The organism is Streptomyces specialis (assembly GCF_001493375.1).
GTDB lineage: Bacteria > Actinomycetota > Actinomycetes > Streptomycetales > Streptomycetaceae > Streptomyces > Streptomyces specialis.
Genome location: NZ_LN929894.1, coordinates 299,772 through 324,549 on the forward strand (window position 1 = coordinate 299,772; position 24,778 = coordinate 324,549).

Here is a 24,778-nt window from a genome sequence, read left to right on the forward strand (position 1 = left end):
ATGTCACGCTCTGGTCCGGGTGAACGCCGCGCTGTCACAATCGACGCTCAGCCGGCGCGATGTCTGCGGACCTCACAGACGGGACTGGTCATGCGGAATTCCCCCACTGCCAGGAGACGTTCCCCCCTCGCGCGGACGCGGCGGCTGGTCGCGGGCGCGGCCGTGCTCTCCCTCGGCGCGCTCACGGCCTGCGGCGACGGCGGCGGCGACGACGTCACCACGCTCGAAGTCTGGATCATGGAAGGCACCAATCCGGACGCCGGGCCGTACGCCGAGGAGCTGGAGGCGGCGTTCACCGAGCGGACGGGCGCGCGCCTCGACGTGCAGTTCATCCAGTGGGCCGACGCCCATGACCGGTTCACCACCGCGATCGCGGGCGGCGAGCTGCCGGACGTCGCGGAGATCGGCACCACCTGGGCACCGGAGTTCGGCGCGGCGGGGGCGCTGACCGACCTCGCGGGGAACATCGAGGCCGACGGGCTCGGCGACGACCTCGTGCCGGGCCTGTACGAGGCGGCCACGGTGGACGGCGCGGTGTACGGCATGCCGTGGTACGCGGGTGTCCGCGCGCTGATGTACCGCGCGGACGTCTTCGCCGAACACGGTCTCGAACCGCCCACCACCTGGGACGAGTTACGGGACGTGGCGCTGCGGCTGGCCGATCTGGAGCCGGACATGATCCCCTTCCCGGTCATCGGCGGCAGCGAGTACGGCGTCGATCCGTTCATCTGGGGCGCGGGCGGCGAGATCGCCGAGCGGACCGGGGACGGCGAGTGGCGCTCGGTGATCAACTCGCCGGAGGCCGTGGCGGGCATCGAGTTCTACACCTCGCTCGCCACCGAGGACGGCCTGTCGGTCTCGGCGGCGGAAACCTGGCTGGAGACCGACCAGTTGGAGAGCTTCCAGAACGGCGACGCCGCCATGATCATCTCCGGCAACTGGACGGTGAACACCCTGCTGGCCGACGACCCGGGCTGGGCCGACCGGATCGGTGTGGTGCCGATCCCCGGCCCGGACGGCGGCTACAGCCCGTCGTTCGTCGGCGGCTCGCTCCTCGGCGAGTTCACCAGCGACGAACCCGAACTCGCCTGGGAACTCATCCGGATGATGACCACCGGCGAGCACGCAGCGGCCTGGGCCGAGCAGTCCGGGTACTTCCCCGGACAGCAGTCGCTGCTGGAGGAGGTCCAGGCCGCGAACGACCCGCTGGTCGCGCCGTTCGCGGAACAGATGCTGGAGGCGGGCACCGGCCTCCCGGTGACCGAGTTGTACGGCCAGATCCAGGGTGAGCAGGTCGTCCAGGGCATGCTCCAGTCCATCCTGGCCGGTGACCAGTCCGTGCGGGAAGCGGCCGACGAGGCCGCCGCGGCCATGGACGAGACCTTTGGCGGCTGACCCGGCGAAGCTCCCGGCCCGCGCCACCGCGCCCGCCCGCCGCGCGGCGCGGACGCGCGCCCTGCGGCCGTGGCTGCTCCTGGCCCCGGCCCTGCTGGTGCTGGCCGTGCTGCTGTTCTGGCCGCTGGTGCGGGTGGTGACGCTGTCGTTCCAGGACTACGGGCTGCGGGAGCTGAACACCGGCGCGACCGACTACACAGGTCTCGACAACTACCGGGAGATCCTCGGGGATTCCTTCCTGTGGCGGCAGGTCCTGCCCAACACCGTCCTGTTCGCCGGAACCTGCGTCGTCCTCACCCTGGTGGTGGGGACGCTGGTCGCCCTGCTTCTCCAACGGCTGGGCCGCACTTGGCGGTTGATCTGCTCCAGCGTGATCATGACGGCCTGGGCCATGCCCGCGGTGACCGGCACCTACGTGTGGATCTGGATCTTCGACCCCCTCGACGGCGTCGTCTCCGGCGGCCTGGACGGCGCGGGCCTGATCGAGCCGCGCGAGACCAACTGGTTCACCGACCGCTGGTCGTTCTACGCCATCGCCACGCTGAACGTGGTCCACCACGGCTTCCCGTTCGTCGCCATCACCGTCTACGCGGCGCTGCTCACCATCCCGAGGGAGCTGCCGGAGGCGGCCCTGATGGACGGCGCCGGGGCCTGGCAGCGGTTCTGGCGGATCACCGTGCCCACCATCAGGCCGGTGTTCCTGATCGTCGTCATCCTGTCCACCATCTGGGACTTCAAGGTCTTCGCGCAGGTCTACCTGATGCCCGGCGGCTCCGGCTCCAACCCGGACGTCCTCAACCTCGGCGTCTGGTCGTACGTGGAGTCCTTCCGGCGCAACGACTACGGCATGGGATCGGCCGTCGCCGTCCTGCTGACGCTGCTGCTGCTGGCCGTCACGGTCGTCTACGTCAAGGTGCTGTCGAGGGAGAGGGACGAGCTGTGACCCGCACGACGCCCGCCGGACGCGTGGGACTGGGGATCGCCGTGGCCGCGCTGCTGGCGTTCACGCTGTTCCCCGTCTACTGGATGGTCAGCTCCGCCTTCGACCCGGAGGCGGACCACCGGGGTGCGGACGTGCTGCCCTCCGGCTTCACCCTCGACCACTTCCGGTACGTGCTGGACACCGGCGAGTTCGGCCGCTATCTCACCAACTCGGCGATCGTGGGCCTCGGTACGGTGGTGCTGTCGGGCCTGCTCGCGCTGTTCGCGGCGACGGCCGTGGCCCGTTTCCGCTTCCGGCTGCGCACCCAGATGCTGGTGATGATCCTCGTCGTGCAGATGGTGCCGCTGGAAGCACTGGTCATCCCGCTGTTCCTCCAGATGCGGGACCTGGAACTGCTCAACAGCCTGCTCGGCCTGACCGTCGTCTACCTCGCGTTCTCCCTGCCCTTCGCGATCTGGATCCTGCGCGGCTTCGTCGCGGCGGTGCCGGAGGAGATCGAGGAGGCCGCCTATCTCGACGGCTGCGGCTGGTGGCGGATGTTCCGCTCGGTGCTGCTGCCGCTGGTCGCGCCCGGCCTGGTCGCCACCGGCGTCTTCGCGTTCATCGTCGCCTGGAACGAGTTCGTCTTCGCGTTCGTCTTCATGCAGGACGACACCATGTACACGGCGGCCGTGGGCCTGCACCGCTTCTTCGGCGAGTACTCCACCGACTGGGGTGCGGTGATGGCCGGTTCGACGCTGATCACCCTGCCGGTCCTGATCTTCTTCGTCCTGGTCCAGCGCCGGCTGGCGGGGGGCCTGGCGGCCGGCGCGATCCGCTGACGAGCCGGCCCGGCCGCTGTGAGAGACTGACTGGCCCCGCGAGCGACTACGAGGTGTGGCTTGCCCGTCAGAACACCGGCTCCCGAGCTGCCCGTTGGTCCTCGGGCGGCCTTGATCATCGCCACGTCGGCCTATGACGACCCCGCGCTGGCCCGGCTGCGCGCCCCCGCCCAGGACGCGGTGGCCCTCGCGGGCGTGCTGGGCGACCCCCGGGTCGGCGGCTTCGACGTCACCTCGCTGCGCGACCCCGGCGTGCAGCGACTCCGCGTCGCCGTCGAGGAGTTCGTCACCGGCCGCGGCACCGACGACCTGGTCCTCGTCTATCTGTCCTGCCACGGCGTGCTCGACCGGCGCGGCAGGCTGTACTTCGCCGCCTCCGACACCCGCAAGAACCTGCTGGCGGCCACCGGCCTGGAGGCGGACTGGCTGACGAGCCTCCTCGACGGCTGCCGCGCCCGGCGCCAGATCCTCGTCCTGGACTGCTGTTTCAGCGGCGCGTTCGCCCGAGGCGGCGCCAAGGGCGAGGACGCCCTCGGCCTGGAACGGCGCCTGGTGGGACACGGCCGCGGACGCGTGGTGCTGACCGCTTCCCGGGCGGGGGAGTACTCGTTCGAGGGAGAGCCCCTCCCGGGCACCGCCGCCCCCGCGGGCTCGGTGTTCACCACCGGCCTCGTCGAGGGGCTGCGCACCGGCGACGCCGACACCGACCTCGACGGCCTGGTGTCCGTCGAGGACGCCTACGCCTACGCCGCCGCGCACGTCGGCGCGCACGGCGCGGAACAGACGCCGCAGCGCTGGCTCTACGGCGCCGAGGGCAGCATCTGGCTCGCCCGGAACCCCGCCGGAATCCCGGTGGTGCCCGCCGAGTTGCCCGACGGGCTCGGCCTCGCCCTGGAGAGTCCCCACCCGGCCGTGCGGGCCGGTGCCGTCACCGCGCTCGGCGAGTGGCTCCTGCACGACGACCCGGCCCGCGCCCTCGCCGCGCGGCTCGCGCTGGTCCGGGTCGCGGACACCGATGTCCCCTCCGTCGCCCGCGCGGCCCGCGCCGCCCTGGCCGCCGCCCCCGACACCTGGCGGCCGGACGGCCCCGGGAGCGACGCGCCCGCGGAACCCGGCGGTGAGGAAGGGCCGGACGACGCGCGCCCGTACGAACGGGCGCTCGCCGACCTCACCCGTGCCGTCGAACTCGACCCCGACGACCACTCGGCGGTCGGCCGCAGGGCCGTGGTCCTGCGCCAGATGGGGCGTTACGAGGAGGCCCTGGTCGATCTGGACCGCGCCATCGGACTGGAGTCGGGAGAGGCGTGGCTGTTCGGCCAGCGAAGCGTGGTGTACCGGCTTCTCCAGCGGTACGACGAGGCGCTGTCGGACGTGGGCCGGGCCATCGAACTCGGGCCGGAAGACGGCTGGTTGTTCACCGAGCGCGGCGAGCTGATGCGGAACCGCAGGGAGTTCGACCGGGCGCTGAAGGACTTCGACCGCGGGCTGGAGCTGGACGCGGAGGACTACCTCGCGCTCGGCAGGCGGGGCATGGCCCTGCGCCAGTTGGGGCGTTACGAGGAGGCGCTGGCCGATCTGGACCGCGCCATCGCGGTCGAGTCCGGGGAGGCGTGGCTGTTCTGCCAGCGGAGCGTGACGCGCCGCTTCCTGCACCAGTACGACCAGGCGCTGGCCGACGCCGACCGGGCGATCGAACTGGACCCGAAGGACGCGTGGTTGTACACCGAGCGGGGCGAGGCCCAGCGCTCGCGCAGGGAGTTCGACCAGGCACTGAAGGATTTCGACCACGCGCTGGAGCTGGACCCCGACCACTACACGGCCTGGGGACGCCGCGGCCTGACGCTCCGTCAGCTCCGCCGCCTGGACGAGGCGCTGGTCAATCTCAACCGCGCCGTCCTGCTGGAGTCGGGGGAGGCGTGGCTCTTCGCGCAGCGCGGCATCGTGTTCCGCATGCTGCGCCGTTACACGGAGGCCCTCGCGGACCTCGACCGGGCGATCGAACTGGACCCCGGGGCGTCCTGGGTCTTCAACGAACGCGGGGAGACGCTGCGCCTGCTGCGCCGCTGACCGGCTGTGGAAGACTGGTCGGTCCCTGAACGGCGATGACGGCATGACGGCGAGGACGGCGACAGAGGGGGAAGTCGATGGGCGCGACGGAGTCGGTCGTACTGCGGGTGACGGGCGCCGGTGACGCGGAGGCGGACCCGGAGGAACTGGCCGAGCAGGCGCGCGGGTTGCGGGTGGAGCTGCTGGACCTCGATGTCGAGGCCGTGGACCCGCTGGAGGAGGCGGACCTGCCCGACGGCGCCAAGGGCCTCGGCGCGGTGGCCGGCGGGCTGCTGGTCCGGATGGGTGTCACCGCCGGGCTGCGCGCGGTCGTCGCGGCGGTCCGCCGCTGGGCGGCCCGCGACGCGGGCCGGTCGGTGGAGATCAGCTTCGGCACCGACGTGCTGAAGGTGACCGGGATCAGCTCGGAGCAGCAGGAGCGGCTGATCGAGCTGTGGCTCGCCCGTCAGGACACCGGCGCCTGACCGGGCCGTCCGGACCGTCCGGACGCCGCCGGGGCGACGGTACGGATTCGGCCGGATCCGTACGGTCAGCGGCGGAACGCGGGAGCGTGCCGCTCACGGCCGCGGCATAAGGTGACCCTCATGACCCGCATCGACGACCTTGACGACGCAGTGCGCACGGAGCTGAGGCAGCTCCGGGAGAGCATCGACAACATCGACGCCGCCGTCGTCCACATGCTCGCCGAACGCTTCAAGTGCACCCAGCGCGTCGGCCGTCTGAAGGCCGAACACGCCCTCCCGGCCGCCGACCCCGCCCGCGAGGCGCGGCAGATCGCCCGGCTGCGGCAGCTCGCCGAGAACGCCAACCTCGACCCCGGTTTCGCGGCGAAGCTCCTCAACTTCATCATCGCCGAGGTGATCCGGCACCACGAGACCCTCGCCGGCCGCACCACCGCCGAGCACTGACGCACCCGGCGGCGCACCTCGCGTGCGCGCCGCCGCGCCTCTGGGGCACCATGGCCCCCATGCCCCCTCTGACACGCCCCGAAGCGGAAGCCCGCGCCCGTCTCCTCGACGTCCAGGGCTACGCGATCGACCTCGACTTCACGCGCGGCGACGCCACGTTCGCCTCGACCACCGTCATCCGCTTCTCGGCGCGTCAGGGCGGCGACACCTTCGTCGAGCTGCGGCCCGTCGCGCTGCACGGCGTCACCCTCGACGGCCGCGCCCTCGACCCGGCCGCGCTCGCCGACGGTCGGCTGCCGCTGACCGGGCTGGCCGCGGGCGACCACGAGCTGCGCGTCACCGCCGACATGCCGTACTCCCGCACCGGCGAGGGCATGCACCGCTTCACCGACCCGGCCGACGGCCTCACCTACCTGTACTCGATGTGCTGCCTGTCGGAGGCCCCGGGGGTCTTCGCCGCGTTCGACCAGCCGGACCTGAAGGCCGCGTTCGACGTCACCGTCACCGCGCCCGCCGACTGGACCGTGCTGGCCAACGGCGTCGCCACCCCCGTGGCCGGCGAGCCGGGCCGCTGGCGGTGCGCGACGACGCCGCCGATCAGCACCTACCTGATGGCCGTCGCCGCCGGGCCCTACCACTCGGTGACCACCGAGCACGCGGGCCTCCCGTTCGGCATCCATGTGCGGCGCTCGCTCGCCGAGCACCTCGACAAGGACGCCGAGGAGATCCTCGACATCACCCGCCGCTGCTTCGACCGGTACCACGAGATCTTCGACGAGCCCTACCCGTTCGACTCCTACGACCAGGCGTTCGTCCCGGAGTTCAACGCGGGCGCCATGGAGAACCCCGGACTGGTCACCTTCCGCGACGACTTCGTGTACCGCTCCGCCGTCACCGACACCGAGCGCGAGACCCGCGGCGTCGTCATCGCCCACGAGATGGCCCACATGTGGTTCGGCGACCTGGTCACCCTCCGCTGGTGGGACGACATCTGGCTCAACGAGTCCTTCGCCGAGTACATGGGTTACCAGGTCCTCACCGAGGCCACCGGCCACCGGCCGTGGACGGAGTTCGCCCTCAGCCGCAAGGCGTGGGGCTACGAGGCGGACCAGCGCCCCTCCACGCACCCCGTCGCCCCCGCCCCCGACGCCGTGCCCGACACCGCGTCCGCCTGGCTCAACTTCGACGGCCAATGTGCGTTTTCGTTTTTTTCCAAGCAAAAGCCGGCCTCCGAGTTTTCTCCCTGGCTCGTGGGCTCGGAGATGTTTATAAAAGAGCCAGACCTGGCTCGGCGAGGCCGACTTCCTGGCCGGGATCAACGACCACTTCGCCCGCCACCGCTTCGGCAACGCCACCCTGGCCGACTTCATCGACTCCATGGCCCGCGCCTCCGGCCGCCCGGTCCCCGCCTGGGCCGACGCCTGGCTGCGCACCAGCGGCCCCGACACCCTCACCCCCGAGGTCACGGACACCGCCGACGGCTGGACCCTGCGCCTGACCCACACCGGAGGCCGCCCCCACCGGCTGCTCCTGGGCACCTACGGAACGACCGGCACCGGTGACGCCGAACGCGCCACCCCCGGCGCGCGCCACGACATCGAACTGGCCGCGTCCGACGCGCCCGCCACCGCCACCGCCTCGGTCACCGAGCACGCCTTCCCCGGCCCGCGCCCGGCCCTCCTCGTCGTCAACGACGGCGACCTCACCTACGCCAAGGTCCGCCTCGACCCCGCCTCGTGGGACACCGCGCGGCGCACCCTGTCCACGCTGCCCGACGCCCTCACCCGCACCGTCGTGTGGAACGCGGCCCGCGACATGGTCCGCGACGGCGAACTCGACCCCGCCGCCTACCTGGAGACCGCCGCCCGTCACCTGAAGGACGAGCCGTCCACCGCCATCGTCCAGGGCGTGCTGGCCTTCGCGCGCGGCCGGATCGCGGACCTCTTCCTCGCCCCGGAACGCCGCCCCGCCGCCCTGGAGACCCTGTCCGGGCTCGCCCGGCGCCTGCTCGGCCCCGACGTCACCGATCCGGCCCGCCGCCTGATCGCCGCCCGCGCCGCCATCGGCTCGGCCACCGCGCCCGACGAACTGCGCGCCTGGTGGAAGGCGGGAACGGTGCCCGGCGGCCCGGCCCTGGACCCCGAGCTGCGCTGGAACGTCCTGCACCGCCTCGCCGTCCTCGGCGCCACCACCGAGGCGGAGATCCGGGCGGAGGCCGACCGCGACCCCACCGCCACGGGCGAGGAGAGCGCGGCCCGCTGCCGTGCCGCGCTGCCCGACCCGGCCGCGAAGGAGGCCGCCTGGAACGCGATGTTCGACCCGGCGGACCGCTTGTCGAACTACCTGTTCATCGCCACGGCCGAAGGTTTCTGGCACCCCGAGCAGCGCGACGTCCTCGCCCCCTACGTCGCCCGGTACTTCCCGGCCGCCACCGCCCTGGCCGCCCGCCGGGGCCACTCGCTGGCCATGGCGGTCGGCCGGTGGGCGTTCCCCCGGGGCTTCACCGAGCCGGAGACGCTCCGGCTCGGTGAGGAATGCCTGGCCGCCGGGGGGCCGGACGGGCCGACCCCGGCGCTGCGCCGCGTGCTGGCCGACCAACTGGACGACCTGCGGCGGGCGTTGCGGGTGATCAGCCGGTGACGGCCAGATGCGTCCCGCGATGCCGGGGCGCGTCGGCCGCCTCGTCGAGCAGGGCGACGGCGAAGTCCGCGTAGGAGACGCGGGCATCCGCGTCGCCGTGCCCAACGACCCGGTACCGGCCGGTTCTTCCGCCCCCGTGGTCGAAGTCACCGGCCGGGCTCGCGTACACCCAGTCCACGTCGCCGCCCTCCTCGGCCAGCACGGTCAGCCCCGCCTCGTGGGCCCGGCAGAAGGGCGCGAACTCCCGGGGAAAGCCGGGCGCGTCCATCAGCCGGACCCCCGACGCGTCCGTCAGGAACGACGAGAGGCCGACCACGACCAGCCGCGCCGTGCCGCCGTCCGCCCTGATCCCCGCGAGCAACGCCCGCGCCGCACCGGGGAAGAACGCGCCGGGGTCCGTGCCCGCGCCGTACACGGCCGCCGCGTGGATCACCGCGTCCCGGCCCGCGACCGCCGCCGCGACGCCCGCCGGATCCGTGACGTCCCCGGCCACCAGCCGGGCCCCCTCGTGCGCCGACTCCGCGTACTTCGCGGGGTCACGGACCACCGCCGTCACCCCGTGCCCGCGCCGCAGCGCCTCCGCGACGGCCTGCCGGCCGGCCCGGCCGCCCGCTCCGAACACCACGATCTCGCTCATGTGTTACCTCCCGGCCCGGACCGTAACGGGGAGGCCGGTTTCCCGAGGGATACCTGACAGGGCCGGAGTTAGGCTCGGGGGCATGAGGCGACCGCTGGAACCGGACATGTTCGACGAGTTGTGCCCGTCCGGGCTGCTGCCGTTCCGGTTCGGCGACAAGTGGGCCGCGCTGATCATCCGTTGTCTGGAGGACGGCCCCCGGCGTTTCTCCGAGCTGCGTGTCCCGCTGCGCCGCGTGACGCCCAAGGTCCTCACCCGGACCCTGCGTTCACTGGAACGCGACGGCCTGGTCAGCCGCACCGCCCACGCCGGACCGGCGCCGCGCGTCGAGTACGCCCTGACGCCGCTGGGCCGCAGCACGCTCGCCCCCCTCGCCGCCGCCTGCGCCTGGTCCGCCGAGCACTGGGACGAACTCCTCGACGCCCGCGAGACCTGGGATTCCCGCACGCGCCGCGCCTAGCCGGCGGGCGGTCGCGGTTTCGGGCGTCCGGGACCGGGCATCTGTCTCCTCCACAGGGGTTCACCGGCTCCGCTATCGGGGCTCCCGGAAAGCTCAAAAGAGCGGCCCCCCGCTCATTTTCGACTTGTGGACGTCTCTTTAAAAGATGGCCGCCGTGTGGTCGCTTTCCGATATCTCTCTACTGGTTGGTAACTCCTAGGGTTGTCGGTATGCGCCGAGCGAAAATCGTTTGCACACTTGGTCCCGCCACCGACTCATACGAGCGCATCGCAGCGCTGGTCGAGGCGGGTATGGACGTGGCGCGGCTCAATCTGAGCCATGGCGGCCACGCCGACCACGAGTCGCGGTACCGGCGTGTGCGCCGCGCCGCCCGGGAAATGGGGCGGAGCGTCGGAATTCTGGCCGACCTCCAGGGGCCGAAGATCCGGCTCGGCACGTTCCGCGAAGGCCCGGTCCTGCTCGAAAACGGTGACGAATTCGTCATCACCACCGACGAAGTCGCCGGTGACCACAATCGCTGCGGCACCACGTACGCGGGCCTGCCCGCCGACGTGTCCCCCGGTGAGCGCATCCTCGTGGACGACGGCCGCGTGGCCCTGGAGGTCGTCGCCGTCGAGGGCTCCGACGTCCGCACCCGCGTCGTCGAAGGCGGCCTGGTCTCCGACAACAAGGGACTCAACCTCCCCGGCGTGGCCGTCTCCGTCCCCGCCCTGTCCACCAAGGACATCGACGACCTGCGCTGGGCCCTGCGCACCGGGGTGGACGTGATCGCGCTGTCCTTCGTCCGCAGCGGCGACGACATCAAGGACGTCCACCGCGTCATGGCCGAGGAGGGCCGCTTCCTGCCGGTCATCGCCAAGGTCGAGAAGCCCCAGGCGGTGGCGAACCTCCAGAGCATCGTGGACGCCTTCGACGGCATCATGGTCGCGCGCGGCGACCTGGGCGTCGAAGTCCCCCTGGAGGACGTGCCGATGGTGCAGAAGCGCGCCATCCAGCTCGCCAAGCGCAACGCCAAGCCGGTCATCGTCGCCACCCAGATGCTGGACTCGATGATCGAGTCCTCCCGGCCCACCCGCGCCGAGGCGTCCGATGTCGCCAACGCCGTGCTCGACGGCACCGACGCCGTGATGCTCTCCGGCGAGACCAGCGTCGGCCGCTACCCGCTGGAGACCGTCCGCACGATGAGCCGCATCGTCGTCGCGGCCGAGGAGGAGATCCTCGCCCGCGGCCTGACGCCGCTCACCGAGAGCGGCAAGCCCCGCACCCAGGGCGGCGCCGTGGCCCGCGCCGCCGCCGAGATCGGGGACTTCCTCGGGGCCCGGCTGCTGGTCGCCTTCACCCAGAGCGGCGACACCGCCCGCCGCCTCTCCCGGTACCGCTCGCCGATCCCGGTCGTCGCGTTCACGCCCGACCCGGCGACCCACGCGCAGCTCACGCTGACCTGGGGCGTGGAGAGCCACCTGGCGCCGACCGTCCGGACCACCGACGAGATGGTGGCCCAGATGGACGAGCAGTTGCTGGGACTCGGCCGCTGTCTGCGGGGCGAACTCGTGGTGATGACGGCCGGCTCGCCGCCCTCCACGCCCGGCACGACGAACCTGGTGCGCGTCCACCACGTCGGCGAGGACGACGGGCCCCGCTGAGCCCGGGGGCCGCTCTGTGCGCATCGTCACAGGGGCGGCGCACCGGTCGGCGCCCCGGTCGGGGCAAAAGCCCCCGAATGAACAGAAAGTGCCGGGTGCGGGATTCGAACCCGCAAGCCCTCACGGGCAGAGGTGTTTGAGACCTCCGTGTATGCCGTTCCACCAACCCGGCTCCGGCGGCGCCCGGTCAGTCTAGCGGCTTCCCCGGTGGTGGTGACTAGTACTCTCATTGATGCCCCCACCTGGCAGAAACGACAGGAGCATCGTGAGCACCCCCGACGTCCCCGACGAGCCCACCGCGCCGGCGGAACCCTCCGGCGCGGCGGACATCGCTCATGTCCCGCCCACCGTCACCCGTGTCGTCATCGCCGAGGACGAGGCCCTCATCCGTCTCGACCTCAAGGAGATGCTCGAAGAGGAGGGGTACACCGTCGTCGGGGAGGCGGGCGACGGCCAGCGCGCCGTCGAGCTGGCCCGTGAACTCACTCCCGACCTGGTGATCCTCGATGTGAAGATGCCCGTCATGGACGGCATCTCCGCCGCCGAGAAGATCGCCGGCGAGACCATCGCGCCCGTCCTGATGCTGACCGCCTTCTCCCAGCGCGATCTCGTCGAGCGCGCCCGGGACGCGGGCGCCATGGCCTATCTGGTGAAGCCCTTCAGCAAGAGCGACGTGGTCCCCGCCATCGAGATCGCCGTCTCCCGTTTCAACGAGCTGAAGACCCTCACCCAGGAAGTCGCGGATCTCGCCCAGCGGCTGGAGACCCGCAAGCTCGTGGACCGCGCCAAGAGCATCCTGCAAACGCAGTACGGCCTCAACGAGCCCGCCGCCTTCCGGTGGATCCAGAAGACCTCGATGGACCGCCGCCTGTCCATGCACCAGGTCGCCGAGGCCGTGATCCAGGACGCCGAGGAAAAGCGCCAGAAACAACAGCAGAAGTAACGACGGAAGCCGCGCGCCCGACGGCGCGCGAGCCGCCGGAGCGCGCCCGGGACATGTGTCCGGGCGCGCTTTGCTTGTGCGGAGGGCCCGGGGTCCGGGATGAGCGGGTCTTGTCCGGATCGTCCGCTCACCGGTGCCCCATGTTCTGTTACCGGCGTGTACCGGAGGTCACGAGGCGATCACATCTGTCGCGGCGGTGTGTTCGAGCAGCTCCTCTGGCAATAGATTCCGCTGCACGCCGCACCGGTGTGCCGTATGCACATAGGAGCTGTGCGGTGACGACACGTCTGGCTCGCTCCAGGGGGTTCTCGAAGTGCCCAACAAAAACATCGTGAGGCTCGCGATACCCGTCGCGGTCGGCGGCCTGTTGCTCACCGGTTGCAGTAGTGACGACGGTGGTTCGACCATCAAGATCGCTTATCAAGGCCCCCTTTCCGGCCAGAATGTCGGCCTGGGGGAGAACATGGAACGCGGCGTCCAGCTCGCGATCAACGAGGCCAATGCGTCCGGTGATTACGATTTCGAGCTGGAGTATTTCGCGGCGGACGACCAGGGTTCGGAGACCGAGGCCACGGCCGCGGCGCAGAGCGCCATCGACGACACGGACGTGGTGGCGGTCGTCGGTCCCGCCTTCTCCGGTCCCACCGAGATCTCCGCCCCGCTCTACGGCCAGGCCGGACTCGCCGCGGTCACGCCCTCCGCGACCAACCCCACGCTCACCGAGCAGGAGTTCGGCACCTTCCTGCGCGCCGTGCCCAACGACAACGCCCAGGGCGCCGCGATGGCGGACTTCCTCGCCGCCCAGGACGGCGTGGACAGCGTGATGGTGATCGACGACGTGACCCCGTACGGCGAGGGCCTCTCCGATGTCGCCGTGGCGAGCCTGGAGGAGGCCGGTCTCGACGTCCAGCGCCAGCACGTCCCGCAGGAGACCGTCGACTACGGCAACGCCGCCCGCGGCGTCGTGGAATCCGGTGTGGACGCCTTGATCTACGCGGGTTACTACGAGGCCCTCGGCCCGTTCACCACCCGTCTCGACGAGGCCGGCTTCGACGGCATCGGGATCTCCGGCGACGGCTCCAAGGACGAGGAACTGGTCAACCTCGGCGGCGACGCGACCGAGGGCTGGTACCTCACCTGCCCGTGCACCGACGCGACCGAGGAGCCGGGGCTCGCCGACTTCGCCGAGCGCTACGAGGCGGAGTTCGGCCTGGCGCCGGGCACCTACTCGGCGGAGGCGTACGACATCACCAACATGATCATCGAGCAGATCGCCGGACTCGGCGGTGACCCCAGCCGCGAGGAGCTGTACCAGGCGCTCGCCGGGGTCGAGTACCAGGGCCTCACCAAGTCGTTCTCCTTCGACGACGCCGGTGAGTTCACCAACGAGGCGGTCTTCTTCTACCAGGTCACCGACGGCGTCATCGGCTACCTGGGTGGCACCGAAGAGCTGATCGGCTGACGGACGGTCCCGGTCCGGCGGGGGCGGAGCGCGACCCGTCGAAAGCCCCCGCCGGACCAGGCCCCGGCCCGCCCTCGTTCCCCCAAGGGAGTCAGTCCATGTCCCTTTCCGATATCTGGGACGTACTCGTCCTGGGTGTGGTGCTCGGCTCGCTCTACGCCGTCATCGCCATCGGCTACACCCTCGTCTACGGCGTGCTCCAGCTCCTGAACTTCGCGCACAGCGAGGTCTTCATGTCCGGCGGATTCGGCGGTGTCATCGCCCTGACCCTCGTGGAGCCGGCCGCCGGCCCCACCGGACTCCAGTCGGCCGGCTACGTCCTGCTCGGCATGGGCGCCGGAGCCGTCCTCGGCGGCGCCGTCGCGTTCGGCCTGGAGAAGGCCGCCTACCAGCCGCTCCGCAGACGCAACGCCCCGCGCCTCGTCTTCCTCCTGACGGCGATCGGCGCCTCGTTCTTCCTCTACAACCTCGCGGGCAAGCTGTTCGGGCGGTACCCGATGAAGATGCCCACGATGTACGAGAACAAGAAGCTGTTCGAGGTCTTCGGCGCCGGCGTCAGCGTCACCCAGCTCATCATCGTGCTGGCGGGTGTGCTGATGCTGCTCACCGTCGACCTGGTCGTGAACCGCACCAAACTCGGCTCGGGCATCAGGGCGGTGGCGCAGGACCCGGAGGCCGCGGCGCTGATGGGCGTGGACATCGACAAGGTGGTGTCCCGGACGTTCGTGCTCGGCGGCCTGATGGGCGGCGTGGCCGGTTTCCTGTTCGGCACCAATCTCCAGGTCGACTACACGATGGGCTTCCTGCCCGGCATCACCGCGTTCGCCGCGGCGGTGCTCGGCGGCATCGGCAATGTGCGCGGCGCCATGCTCGGCGGCCTGACCCTCGGCGTGGTCGAGTCGTTCACCGTCGAGATCTGGGGCGACGCCTGGCGGTACGTGGGCGCGTTCGCCGTGCTGGTGCTCGTGCTGATGTTCCGCCCGACCGGCCTGCTGGGCGAGCGCGTGGGGAGGACGGCATGAGCGGCGTTCCGGCGACTGCGGCCCGGACGCCGCTGTCCGCGGCGGCCCGGCTCCGCAAGGGCAAGTGGTACGAACAGCCGCGGTGGCGCCGGCTGGGCGCGCTGCTCGCGCTCGCCGTGCTCATGGCGCAGGTCACCGGCGAACAGGGCGTGCGCAACGACCTGTTCCACGCCCTGGAGCAGAACTTCAAGGGCGGCGGCGTCGGCGTGTGGGTCGGCATCGCGGTGGCGGTCTGGCTGATCCGGGAGTTCTTCGACGACGCGGTGGCACGCGGCGTCTCCCGCCTGCGGGAGCGGGCCGGCGGGCCGGCGCGGACGGTCCGCGCCACGTCGGGGCGGCTGTTCGGGCGGCGCGGGTACCGGTGGGGCGCGCTCGGCGCGCTGCTCCTGGTGCTGATCGTCCTGCCGCTGACCGTGACGACGTTCTGGCAGCAGGTGCTGGTCGACCAGATCGGCGTGTACGTCATGCTCGCCGTCGGCCTGAACGTCGTCATCGGGTGGGCGGGCATGCTGGACCTGGGCTTCATCGCGTTCTTCGCGATCGGCGCCTACAGCTCCGCGTACTGGACCGGCGGCCTGCCCGTCGAGCCGCCCGTGGAGCTGAACAACTTCCTGGTCATCCCGGTGGCCGTGGTCACCTGCCTGGTCGCGGGCGTCCTGCTGGGCGCGCCGACGCTGCGGCTGCGCGGCGACTATCTCGCCATCGTGACGCTGGGGTTCCACGAGATCGTCTACCTCGTCGCCAAGAACTACGCCGAGTTCACCGGCGGCACGCGCGGCGCCAACGGCCTGGACCGCTTCTCGCTCGACCTCGGGTTCTGGTCGTACGACTGGACGCTGGACCCGGTGCCGTACTACTGGATCCAGCTCGGTTTCGTCGTGGTGATCATCGTCCTCTTCCTGCGGCTGGAGCACTCGCGCGTCGGCCGGGCCTGGACCGCGATCCGCGAGGACGAGGTCGCCGCGGCGGCGACGGGCGTGAACACCGTGCGGTTCAAGCTGCTGGCGTTCGCGATCGGCGCGTCCACCTCCGGCGTCGCCGGGGTGATCTACGCCAGCAAGCAGGCGTTCGTGAACCCCGAGCAGTTCGTGGTGCTCTTCTCGATCCTGGCGCTGTCGTACGTCGTGTTCGGCGGCATGGGCTCCGTCCCGGGCGTGCTGGTCGGCACGGCGTTCCTGGTGTGGCTGCCGCAGTTCCTCCGGGACCGGGTGGACCCCCAGGACCGGTACATGTATCTGGGCGCGCTGCTGGTGATCATGATGATCTACCGGCCGCAGGGCCTGTTGCCCTCGCGGCGCCGGCAGCGGGAGCTGAGGATGGCCGGGGAAGGCGTCTCGGGCGCGGACGCGCTGGGCGCGCGGCCGGGAGGTGAGCGGGGATGACGGCGAAGGCGACGACGACGGACGACGACGTGCTCGACGCGTCGGGCGTCACCCTGCGCTTCGGCGGCCTGACCAGCCTGGACGACGTGGCCCTGCGGATGGGCCGCGGCGAGATCCTGGCGGTCATCGGCCCCAACGGCGCGGGCAAAACGTCCCTGTTCAACTCCCTGACCGGCGCGTACGTGCCGCAGGAGGGGACGATCACCTTCCGTTCGCGCACCGGCGGCGCCCACGAGCTGCGCGGCCGGAAGCCGTACCGGGTGAGCCGTCTCGGCGTGGCCAGGACGTTCCAGAACATCCGCCTGTTCGGCGCGCTGACCGTGCTGGAGAACGTGAAGATCGCCGCCGAGACCCGGCAGCGGACGGACGCGATCTCCATCATGCTCGGCCTGCCCAACGCCCGCCGCGACGAGCGGGCCGGCGACGAGAAGGCCCACCGGGTGCTGTCGTTCGTCGGCCTGGAAGAGCGGATCAACGAGCTGGCGTCGTCGCTGAGTTACGGCGAGCAGCGGCGTCTGGAGATCGCGCGGGCGCTGGCCACCGACCCGGAGCTGCTGCTCCTGGACGAACCGGCGGCGGGCACCAACCCGACGGAGAAACGGGACCTGGAGCACCTGATCCGGCGGATCAACGCCGAACTGGGCGTGAGCGTGCTGCTGATCGAGCACGACATGAAGCTGGTGATGTCGGTCGCGGACCGCGTGGTGGTGCTGAACTTCGGCAGGAAGATCGCCGAGGGCACCCCGGCACAGGTCCAGCGGGACGCGGCCGTGATCGAGGCGTACCTCGGCGCCTCCGCCGAGGAGGACCGGGCCGCGGTCGCGGACATGGTCGCCGAACAGACCGACGCCGGGCCGTCCGCCGGTCCGTCCGCCGGGAGTCCGCCGGAGAAGTCGCCGGAGAAGGAGGAACGGCCGTGAGCGGCGTCGGACTGGAGAAGGACACCGGGCCGGCCCCGGAGGCGGCGGGCGCGGCCGGGGCACTGCTCGAACTGCGCGACCTGCACGTCTGCTACGGCGCCATCGAGGCGCTGAAGGGCATCAGCCTGACCGTCGCGGAGGGCGAGGTGGTCGCCCTGCTCGGCGCCAACGGCGCCGGCAAGTCGACCACCCTCAAGGCCGCTTCGGGGATGCTCGCGCCGCGCACGGGCGAAGTCCTGCTGCGCGGCGAGCGCGTGGACGGCATCAAGTCGCACGAACTGGTCCACTTCGGCATCGGCCATGTCCCCGAGGGGCGGCGGGTCTTCGCCCGGATGTCCGTGCTGGAGAACCTGCGGATGGGCGCGTACCGGCTGCGCCGCCCCGACCCCGACGACCTGGACCGGGTGTTCAGCCTCTTCCCGGTGCTCGCGCGGCGGCGCAAGCAGGTCAGCGGCACCCTGTCGGGCGGCGAGCAGCAGATGCTGGCCATCGGCCGGGCGCTGATGGGCAAGCCCGAACTGCTGCTGCTGGACGAGCCCTCCATGGGACTCGCGCCGCTGATCGTGCGGCAGATCTTCGAGATCCTCAAGGAGATCAACGCCCAGGGCACCACGCTCCTGCTCGTCGAGCAGAACGCCTCCCAGGCCCTGCGACTGGCCGACCGGGGCTACGTGCTGGAGACCGGCACCGTGGTCATGGCCGACGCCGCGCCCGCCCTGCTGTCCGACCCCCGGATCCGCGCCGCCTACCTCGGCGAGGTCCCCGAGTAGGTCACGCGGCGGGCGGAGCCGGGTCCGCCGCCTGGTCGGGGGCCTGCCCCTGCTGGGCGGCGGGCCGCAGCGCGCACGTCAGCCGCGCCGTGCACACCCGCTTGTCCCGCTCGTCGGTGATGACGATCTCGTACGTGGCGGCGGTCCGCCCCGTGTACGCCGGCGTCGCGACCCCGGTGACGACGCCCGAACGCACCCCCCGGTGGTGCGTGCAGCTCAGATCCACGCCCACGACCATCTTGTTCGGCCCGGCGTGCAGCATCGCGCCCACCGACGCCAGCGTCTCCGCCAGCACCGCGGACGCGCCGCCGTGCAGCAGCCCGTACGGCTGGGTGTTGCCCTCGACCGGCAGCGTCCCGACGACCCGCTCCGGGGACGCCTCCAGGATGCGCAGACCCATGCGTTCCCCCAGCACACCGGCGGAGAACAGCGCGTGCAGGTCGATGCCGAGTCCTGCCCACTGGTCGATGATGTCTGCCGGAAAACGCGTGGCCGTTGACTCTCCCATGGGCAGCGTTCTATCAGGTTTGATCACGGACCGGGCCCGGTCACCGGGGTGAGCCGGATCACCAGCGACCCGCCCGCCGGCGGACGCGTCGGGCGGCTCCGCTCACCGGGCGGGGAGTGTCAGTGGTCCGTGGGAGGATCGGCACCGTGGCTGAGAACGCATCGCAGACGACCACCGCCCCCCGCCTGCTCCTCCTGGACGGGCACTCGCTGGCCTACCGCGCCTTCTTCGCGCTCCCCGCGGAGAACTTCACGACGACCGTGGGCCAGCCGACCAACGCGATCTACGGCTTCACGTCCATGCTGGCGAACACGCTGCGCGACGAGGCGCCGACGCATCTGGCGGTCGCCTTCGACGTCTCCCGCACCACCTGGCGCTCGGAGCGCTTCGCGGAGTACAAGGCGACGCGCTCGGCCACGCCCGACGCGTTCAAGGGCCAGGTGGAGCTGATCGGCGAGCTGCTGGACGCGATGCGGGTGCCGCGGTTCGCGGTGGCGGGCTTCGAGGCCGACGACGTGATCGCCACGCTGGCCACCCTCGCCGCCGACGAGGGCTTCCACGTGTCGATCGTGACGGGCGACCGGGACGCGTTCCAGCTCGTGAGCGACCGGGTGACCGTGCTGTATCCGACGAAGGGCGTCTCGGAGCTGACGCGCTTCACGCCGGAGAAGGTCCAGGAGAAGTACGGTCTGCCCCCCGCGCTCTACCCGGACTTCGCCGCCCTGCGCGGCGACCCCTCGGACAATCTGCCGGGCATCCCGGGCGTCGGGGAGAAGACGGCGGCCAAGTGGATCAACCAGTTCGGCTCGCTGGACAGCCTGGTGGAGCGCGCGGACGAGGTGAAGGGCAAGGCGGGCGAGGGCCTGCGGGCGCATCTGGAGTCCGTCCGGCTGAACCGGGTGCTGACCGAGCTGGCGCGCGACGTGGACCTCGGCTGCGGCCCGGCCGACCTGGCGCGCGAGCCGTATGACGTGGCGGCGGTGACCGGCCTGCTGGACGCCCTGGAATTCCGCAACCCGAATCTGCGGGAGCGCCTGTTCGCGGTCGATCCCGGCGCGGCGGGCGAGGAGGCGGCGGCCGTCGCGGGCGGTGTCGAGGTGGACGGGGAGGTGCTGGCCGCCGGCGCGCTGGCGCCGTGGCTGGCCGCGCACGGCGGGGAGCCGCTGGGCCTGGCCACCGTGGACTCCTGGAAGCTCGGCGCGGGCAGCGTGCAGGCGGTGGCGCTGGCCGCCGCCGCGGGGCCGGCCGCCTGGTTCGACCCGGCGGCCCTGGACGAGGCGGACGAGCGGGCGTTCGCGTCCTGGGCGGCCGACGCCGCCCGGCCCAAGGTGCTGCACAACGCGAAGGCCGTGCAGCGGGTGTTCGCCGAGCACGGCTGGCAGGTCGCGGGCGTCGGGATGGACACGGCGCTGGCCGCGTATCTCGTCCAGCCGGGCCGCCGTTCCTTCGCGCTCGACGCGCTGAGCGTGGAGTTCCTCGGCCGCGAGCTGGACCGGCCCGCCGACGACAGCGGACAGCTCGCGTTCGGCGCGGACGACACGGCCGAGGCCGAGTCGCTGATGCGGCAGGCACGGACCGTCGTGGACCTCGGCGACCTGTTCCGCGCGCGGCTGGCCGACGTCGGCGCCGCGGAGCTGCTGGACGATCTGGAGCTGCCGACCTCCGCGCTGCTGGCCCGGATGGAGCGGGCCGGTATCGCCGCCGACCGGCCCTGGCTGGAGCGGCTGGAGCAGCAGTTCGCCGCCGCCGTGCAGCAGGCGGTCACCGAGGCGCACGCCTCGGTCGGCCACGAGTTCAACCTCGGCTCGCCGAAGCAGCTCCAGGAGGTGCTGTTCGGTGAGCTGGGCCTGCCGAAGACGAAGAAGACCAAGACGGGTTACACGACGGACGCCGACGCCCTCGCCTGGCTCGCGGCCCAGACCGAGCACGAGCTGCCGGTCATCATGCTGCGCCACCGGGAGCAGGCCAGGCTCCGCACCACGGTCGAGGGCCTGATCAAGACGATCGCCCCGGACGGTCGCATCCACACCACGTTCCAGCAGACGGTGGCGGCCACCGGCCGTCTGTCGTCCACCGATCCGAACCTGCAGAACATCCCGGTCCGCACCGACGAGGGCCGGGCCATCCGGCGCGGTTTCGTCGTCGGCGAGGGCTTCGAGTCGCTGCTGACGGCCGACTACAGCCAGATCGAGCTGCGGGTGATGGCCCATCTCTCCGAGGACGCGGGCCTGATCGAGGCGTTCACCTCGGGGGAGGACCTCCACGACACGGTCGCCTCGCAGGTCTTCGGCGTGGCCCGGGACCAGGTGGACCCGGAGATGCGGCGCAAGATCAAGGCCATGAGCTACGGCCTGGCGTACGGCCTGTCGGCGTTCGGCCTCTCCCAGCAGCTCTCCATCGGCGCCGACGAGGCGCGCAAGCTGATGGACACCTACTTCGAGCGGTTCGGCGGTGTCCGGGACTATCTGCACCGGGTGGTCGAGGAGGCCAGGGCCACGGGATACACGCAGACGCTGCTGGGCCGGCGCCGTTATCTGCCGGACCTCACCAGCTCCAACCGGCAGCGCCGGGAGATGGCCGAGCGGATGGCGCTCAACGCGCCGATCCAGGGCACCGCCGCCGACATTGTGAAGATCGCGATGCTCCGGGTCGACGACGCGCTGCGCCGCGAGAAGCTCGCCACCCGGATGCTGCTCCAGGTCCACGACGAGATCGTGCTGGAGGTCGCGCCCGGCGAGCGGGAGCAGGTCGAGGAGGTGGTGCGGCACGAGATGGCGCGCGCCGTGACGCTTCGCGCCCCCCTGGACGTCTCCGTGGGGTCGGGCGTGACCTGGGAGGCGGCGGCGCACTGAGGGGACCAGACGGCACGGAAGGGACTTACAGGGATTCAGCGGAATTCCCGGATAGTGAAGTTCTTCCTGCTCGACCGTCACACCAGTGACACTTTTCCGTCCTGGCCCGTGTCGAGCACGTGTCGTACTGTCGTTCCGGTCAGTGAAGACAGCACCACCCAACACCAGTTGGAGGGGAACGCACGTGGGGTTGCGTAACGGCAGGATCCGGAAGGGACTCTCGGGGTCGGCGCTCGCGGCGGCGGCGATGGCCGCGCTCACCGCGTCGCAGGCGCCCGAGATGACGGGCGGCGACGGCGCCGGCCCACAGGAGGCGCGGGATCGGGCCGCCGCGGAGGACCCGGACATACCCGAGGACTCCGCCGGGGACCGGCCCGAGCTCCCGTACCACACCGATCTGCCGCCACTCGACACGGCGGACCCGGGCAAGGGCGGCACGGACGACACGGACGGGGACGGCGGCACGATCATCACGGGCCCGGCCGAGGCCGGCATCCCGGCGACCGTGCTCGACGCCTACCGCCGGGCCGAGGCGACGATCGGCGAGACCACGCCCGGCTGCGCGCTGGACTGGCGTGTGCTCGCGGGAATCGGCAAGGTCGAGTCGGGCCACGCCAGCGGCGGCGCGGTGGACGCCGACGGCACCACCCTCTCCCCGATCCTGGGCCCGGTCCTCAACGGCGACGGCTTCGCGTCCATCAGCGACACGGACGGGGGCCGCTGGGACAGCGACCAGTTGTTCGACCGGGCGGTCGGCCCGATGCAGTTCATCCCGTCCACCTGGCAGATGTGGGGCGCGGACGGCAACGGCGACGGCGTCGCCGACCCGAACAACGTCTACGACGCGGCGCTGGCCGCCGGTGACTACCTGTGCGCGTCGGGCCGCGACCTGTCCGTCTCGGCCGACCTCGACAGCGCGCTGCTGAGCTACAACCACTCGTGGGACTACGTCCGCACCGTCCGGGCCTGGATCGACTACTACCACACGGGCGTCCACGAGGTTCCCGACGGCGAAGGCCCCCTGCCTCTTATCCACATCTGACGCTGCCGACGAAGCGGAAAGGGGCGCATCCCGGCGGGAGTGCCCGACGGACCCGGCCGAGCCCACCGACCCGGCCGAGCCCACCGACCCGGAGACGCCCGGCGAGACGCCCGAGCCGACCCCGACGCCCACCGACCCGGGCACCGGCGAGCCGGACCCCGGCACGGAGCCGACCGACCCCGGCGAGGGTTGCGAGACCCCACAGGAGCCGACGGACCCGGCCGAGCCCACCGACCCGGCGGACCCGGAGACCCCCGAGCCGTCGCCCGGCGCCACCGGGTCCGAGGCGACGGCGACCCGCCGCGCGGAGTGACCCCACGGGCCGGGCAGCCGCAGGGCCGCCCGGCCCGTCGCGTCGGCCCGGTCCCGTCGAGCACCGCGGGATCCGGACGACGCCGCAGGTCAACGGGGGTGCGGAAGGAATATCCGCCGCACCCGTGCCACGCGGCGGCACCGTCCCGTAGGCTGTATGACCCCGTGCGCGGCCCCGCCCGGCGCGGCGCGGTGTGACGGGCGACTCACATGCCGCGTGAGCTGGGATGTGTCACTTTTGGCCCGATAGTGACCCTCGTGGGGCGAACCGCGCATTGACCCTGCCTGTCTGCGCCCGTATGCTATAAGGCGCGCTGCGGGCCTGCGCGCCTCGGACGGAGCAGGTCGCGCTCGCATCTGTTGTATGTCCCCTCGGTTGTCGAGGCGCCTCCGGTTTTCGGACCGTATGGAGGCCGCTTCCTAGCTGTCCGGCTTCGGCAGTGCGATACGGGCTCCGGCGTAGCAGTGCCTACGAAACATGTCCGTACCGGAGCCCTTTACCACATGACGAGCAGCACCGAGACTCCCGTGACCACCCCGCAGGTTGCGGTCAACGACATCGGTTCCGAGGAAGCCTTCCTCGCCGCGATCGACGAGACGATCAAGTACTTCAACGACGGCGACATCGTCGACGGCGTCATCGTGAAGGTCGACCGGGACGAGGTCCTGCTCGACATCGGTTACAAGACCGAGGGCGTCATTCCCTCGCGCGAGTTGTCGATCAAGCATGATGTCGACCCGAACGAGGTCGTGGCCGTCGGCGACGAGATCGAGGCCCTTGTTCTCCAGAAGGAGGACAAGGAAGGCCGGCTGATCCTGTCCAAGAAGCGCGCCCAGTACGAGCGCGCCTGGGGCACCATCGAGAAGATCAAGGACGAGGACGGCATCGTCACCGGCACGGTGATCGAGGTCGTCAAGGGTGGTCTCATCCTGGACATCGGTCTGCGTGGCTTCCTGCCCGCGTCCCTTGTCGAGATGCGCCGCGTCCGCGACCTCCAGCCGTATGTCGGCAAGGAGCTCGAGGCCAAGATCATCGAGCTGGACAAGAACCGCAACAACGTCGTCCTCTCCCGCCGCGCCTGGCTGGAGCAGACCCAGAGCGAGGTCCGCCAGACCTTCCTCACCACCCTCCAGAAGGGGCAGGTGCGCTCCGGCGTCGTGTCCTCGATCGTCAACTTCGGCGCCTTCGTGGACCTGGGCGGCGTGGACGGTCTCGTCCACGTCTCCGAGCTGTCCTGGAAGCACATCGACCACCCCTCCGAGGTGGTCGAGGTCGGCCAGGAGGTCACGGTCGAGGTCCTGGACGTCGACATGGACCGCGAGCGTGTCTCGCTGTCGCTGAAGGCGACCCAGGAAGACCCGTGGCAGCAGTTCGCCCGGACCCACCAGATCGGCCAGGTCGTTCCCGGCAAGGTCACCAAGCTGGTGCCGTTCGGCGCGTTCGTCCGGGTGGACGAGGGCATCGAGGGCCTGGTCCACATCTCCGAGCTGGCCGAGCGCCACGTGGAGATCCCGGAGCAGGTCGTCCAGGTCAACGACGAGATCTTCGTCAAGGTCATCGACATCGACCTGGAGCGGCGCCGGATCAGCCTCTCGCTGAAGCAGGCGAACGAGAACTTCGGCCCCGACCCGATGGCGGTCGAGTTCGACCCGACCCTGTACGGCATGGCCGCGTCCTACGACGACCAGGGCAACTACATCTACCCGGAGGGCTTCGACCCCGAGGCCAACGACTGGCTGCCCGGGTACGAGAAGCAGCGCGAGGAGTGGGAGCGCCAGTACGCGGAGGCGCAGTCCCGCTTCGAGCAGCACCAGGCGCAGGTCATCAAGTCCCGCGAGGCGGACGCCCAGGCCGAGGCCGAGTCGGCCGGCTCGGGCGGCGGCCAGCCGTCGGGCGGCGGTGGCGGCGCGTCGTCGTACTCGTCGCCGCAGTCGGACGACGCGGGTGCGCTCGCCTCGGACGAGGCGCTGGCGGCGCTCCGCGAGAAGCTGGCCGGCGGCCAGAGCTGATCGCCCGGCACAGGCACTGCTGACGTCAGGCCCGTCCCCGT

The 24,778-nt window shown here is 71.5% G+C and carries 19 protein-coding genes, 1 tRNA gene and 1 pseudogene; 18 read left to right on the plus strand and 3 right to left on the minus strand.

The genetic code is table 11. From position 1 onward, the window contains the following. The first annotated feature begins 90 nt into the window (after nucleotides 1-90). The 7 genes and pseudogenes from BN2279_RS13430 (at nucleotide 91) to pepN (ending at nucleotide 8,774) form a co-directional block, all read left to right on the plus strand. Nucleotides 91-1,395 carry a sugar ABC transporter substrate-binding protein gene (locus tag BN2279_RS13430; protein WP_079032130.1) on the plus strand — a complete coding sequence of 435 codons (1,305 nt, stop codon included), beginning with the start codon at nucleotides 91-93 and terminating at the stop codon, nucleotides 1,393-1,395. Next, the gene (locus BN2279_RS13435) at nucleotides 1,385-2,338 is read left to right on the plus strand and encodes a carbohydrate ABC transporter permease (RefSeq protein WP_104531023.1); all 954 of its coding nucleotides are present in this window, start codon (nucleotides 1,385-1,387) and stop codon (nucleotides 2,336-2,338) included. Before BN2279_RS13430 ends, BN2279_RS13435 begins: the two co-directional genes overlap by 11 nt. Continuing rightward, nucleotides 2,335-3,159 (plus strand): carbohydrate ABC transporter permease, encoded by an 825-nt coding sequence (locus tag BN2279_RS13440; protein WP_059009219.1) that lies wholly within the window; start codon nucleotides 2,335-2,337, stop codon nucleotides 3,157-3,159. The genes BN2279_RS13435 and BN2279_RS13440 overlap by 4 nt, the downstream gene beginning before the upstream one ends. Before the next feature lie 111 nt (nucleotides 3,160-3,270). Beyond that, the gene (locus tag BN2279_RS13445) at nucleotides 3,271-5,226 is read left to right on the plus strand and encodes a caspase, EACC1-associated type (RefSeq protein ID WP_059009221.1); all 1,956 of its coding nucleotides are present in this window, start codon (nucleotides 3,271-3,273) and stop codon (nucleotides 5,224-5,226) included. 77 nt (nucleotides 5,227-5,303) lie between these two features. After that, entirely contained in the window at nucleotides 5,304-5,690 is a 387-nt protein-coding gene (locus BN2279_RS13450; RefSeq protein WP_059009223.1) for a hypothetical protein, read from the plus strand. Nucleotides 5,691-5,810: 120 nt separating this feature from the next. Further along, the gene (locus BN2279_RS13455; RefSeq protein ID WP_059009225.1) at nucleotides 5,811-6,134 is read left to right on the plus strand and encodes a chorismate mutase; all 324 of its coding nucleotides are present in this window, start codon (nucleotides 5,811-5,813) and stop codon (nucleotides 6,132-6,134) included. Nucleotides 6,135-6,193: 59 nt separating this feature from the next. Continuing rightward, a pseudogene (gene pepN, locus BN2279_RS13460) lies at nucleotides 6,194-8,774 on the plus strand (aminopeptidase N). Here pepN and BN2279_RS13465 read toward each other — a convergent pair. Beyond that, nucleotides 8,764-9,411, minus strand: a complete 648-nt coding sequence (locus BN2279_RS13465) for an NAD(P)-dependent oxidoreductase (RefSeq protein WP_059009227.1) — start codon at nucleotides 9,409-9,411, stop codon at nucleotides 8,764-8,766. The pseudogene pepN and the gene BN2279_RS13465 sit on opposite strands and share 11 nt — an antisense overlap. An 82-nt stretch (nucleotides 9,412-9,493) precedes the next feature. On the opposite strand from BN2279_RS13465, the gene BN2279_RS13470 reads away from it, so the two are divergent. Next, nucleotides 9,494-9,871, plus strand: coding sequence for a winged helix-turn-helix transcriptional regulator (locus BN2279_RS13470; RefSeq protein ID WP_059009229.1), 378 nt, complete (start codon nucleotides 9,494-9,496; stop codon nucleotides 9,869-9,871). A 209-nt stretch (nucleotides 9,872-10,080) separates the two neighbouring features. After that, nucleotides 10,081-11,514 carry a pyruvate kinase gene (gene pyk / locus BN2279_RS13475; RefSeq protein WP_059009230.1) on the plus strand — a complete coding sequence of 478 codons (1,434 nt, stop codon included), beginning with the start codon at nucleotides 10,081-10,083 and terminating at the stop codon, nucleotides 11,512-11,514. A gap of 89 nt (nucleotides 11,515-11,603) precedes the next feature. On the opposite strand, the gene BN2279_RS13480 is transcribed toward pyk, so the two are convergent. Next, nucleotides 11,604-11,686: transfer RNA gene (locus tag BN2279_RS13480), tRNA-Leu, on the minus strand. Between the two features lie 93 nt (nucleotides 11,687-11,779). Between BN2279_RS13480 and BN2279_RS13485 the strand changes: the two genes are divergently transcribed. The 6 genes from BN2279_RS13485 to BN2279_RS13510 all read left to right on the plus strand — a co-directional run bounded on the left by BN2279_RS13485 (nucleotide 11,780) and on the right by BN2279_RS13510 (nucleotide 18,013). After that, nucleotides 11,780-12,457 carry an ANTAR domain-containing response regulator gene (locus BN2279_RS13485; RefSeq protein ID WP_059009232.1) on the plus strand — a complete coding sequence of 226 codons (678 nt, stop codon included), beginning with the start codon at nucleotides 11,780-11,782 and terminating at the stop codon, nucleotides 12,455-12,457. A 331-nt stretch (nucleotides 12,458-12,788) separates the two neighbouring features. After that, nucleotides 12,789-13,919, plus strand: coding sequence for a branched-chain amino acid ABC transporter substrate-binding protein (locus BN2279_RS13490; protein WP_324612834.1), 1,131 nt, complete (start codon nucleotides 12,789-12,791; stop codon nucleotides 13,917-13,919). A gap of 98 nt (nucleotides 13,920-14,017) precedes the next feature. After that, nucleotides 14,018-14,941: a branched-chain amino acid ABC transporter permease gene (locus tag BN2279_RS13495; RefSeq protein ID WP_059009236.1), complete on the plus strand. Its 924-nt coding sequence runs from the start codon at nucleotides 14,018-14,020 to the stop codon at nucleotides 14,939-14,941. After that, nucleotides 14,938-16,323: a branched-chain amino acid ABC transporter permease gene (locus tag BN2279_RS13500; RefSeq protein WP_059009238.1), complete on the plus strand. Its 1,386-nt coding sequence runs from the start codon at nucleotides 14,938-14,940 to the stop codon at nucleotides 16,321-16,323. Before BN2279_RS13495 ends, BN2279_RS13500 begins: the two co-directional genes overlap by 4 nt. Continuing rightward, nucleotides 16,320-17,243, plus strand: coding sequence for an ABC transporter ATP-binding protein (locus BN2279_RS13505; protein WP_059009240.1), 924 nt, complete (start codon nucleotides 16,320-16,322; stop codon nucleotides 17,241-17,243). The genes BN2279_RS13500 and BN2279_RS13505 overlap by 4 nt, the downstream gene beginning before the upstream one ends. A gap of 11 nt (nucleotides 17,244-17,254) precedes the next feature. Further along, the gene (locus BN2279_RS13510) at nucleotides 17,255-18,013 is read left to right on the plus strand and encodes an ABC transporter ATP-binding protein (protein ID WP_059009658.1); all 759 of its coding nucleotides are present in this window, start codon (nucleotides 17,255-17,257) and stop codon (nucleotides 18,011-18,013) included. Between the two features lies 1 nt (nucleotide 18,014). On the opposite strand, the gene BN2279_RS13515 is transcribed toward BN2279_RS13510, so the two are convergent. Continuing rightward, nucleotides 18,015-18,521 (minus strand): PaaI family thioesterase, encoded by a 507-nt coding sequence (locus tag BN2279_RS13515; RefSeq protein WP_059009241.1) that lies wholly within the window; start codon nucleotides 18,519-18,521, stop codon nucleotides 18,015-18,017. Nucleotides 18,522-18,667: 146 nt separating this feature from the next. On the opposite strand from BN2279_RS13515, the gene polA reads away from it, so the two are divergent. The 3 genes from polA (at nucleotide 18,668) to rpsA (ending at nucleotide 24,737) form a co-directional block, all read left to right on the plus strand. Beyond that, nucleotides 18,668-21,373, plus strand: a complete 2,706-nt coding sequence (polA, locus tag BN2279_RS13520; protein WP_059009243.1) for a DNA polymerase I — start codon at nucleotides 18,668-18,670, stop codon at nucleotides 21,371-21,373. Nucleotides 21,374-21,557: 184 nt separating this feature from the next. Then, the gene (locus tag BN2279_RS13525) at nucleotides 21,558-22,415 is read left to right on the plus strand and encodes a lytic transglycosylase domain-containing protein (RefSeq protein ID WP_234347815.1); all 858 of its coding nucleotides are present in this window, start codon (nucleotides 21,558-21,560) and stop codon (nucleotides 22,413-22,415) included. Nucleotides 22,416-23,231: 816 nt separating this feature from the next. Next, nucleotides 23,232-24,737, plus strand: a complete 1,506-nt coding sequence (gene rpsA, locus BN2279_RS13530) for a 30S ribosomal protein S1 (RefSeq protein WP_059009247.1) — start codon at nucleotides 23,232-23,234, stop codon at nucleotides 24,735-24,737. The last annotated feature ends 41 nt before the right edge of the window (nucleotides 24,738-24,778 follow it).

Bases quoted from the DNA above. Each gene is read 5' to 3' on its own strand.
- BN2279_RS13515 (WP_059009241.1), bottom strand. From the start codon at position 18,521: ATGGGAGAGTCAACGGCCACGCGTTTTCCGGCAGACATCATCGACCAG.
- BN2279_RS13505 (WP_059009240.1), top strand. From the start codon at position 16,320: ATGACGGCGAAGGCGACGACGACGGACGACGACGTGCTCGACGCGTCG.
- rpsA (WP_059009247.1), top strand. From the start codon at position 23,232: ATGACGAGCAGCACCGAGACTCCCGTGACCACCCCGCAGGTTGCGGTC.
- BN2279_RS13500 (WP_059009238.1), top strand. From the start codon at position 14,938: ATGAGCGGCGTTCCGGCGACTGCGGCCCGGACGCCGCTGTCCGCGGCG.
- BN2279_RS13465 (WP_059009227.1), bottom strand. From the start codon at position 9,411: ATGAGCGAGATCGTGGTGTTCGGAGCGGGCGGCCGGGCCGGCCGGCAG.
- BN2279_RS13450 (WP_059009223.1), top strand. From the start codon at position 5,304: ATGGGCGCGACGGAGTCGGTCGTACTGCGGGTGACGGGCGCCGGTGAC.
- BN2279_RS13430 (WP_079032130.1), top strand. From the start codon at position 91: ATGCGGAATTCCCCCACTGCCAGGAGACGTTCCCCCCTCGCGCGGACG.
- BN2279_RS13495 (WP_059009236.1), top strand. From the start codon at position 14,018: ATGTCCCTTTCCGATATCTGGGACGTACTCGTCCTGGGTGTGGTGCTC.
- BN2279_RS13470 (WP_059009229.1), top strand. From the start codon at position 9,494: ATGAGGCGACCGCTGGAACCGGACATGTTCGACGAGTTGTGCCCGTCC.
- pyk (WP_059009230.1), top strand. From the start codon at position 10,081: ATGCGCCGAGCGAAAATCGTTTGCACACTTGGTCCCGCCACCGACTCA.
- BN2279_RS13455 (WP_059009225.1), top strand. From the start codon at position 5,811: ATGACCCGCATCGACGACCTTGACGACGCAGTGCGCACGGAGCTGAGG.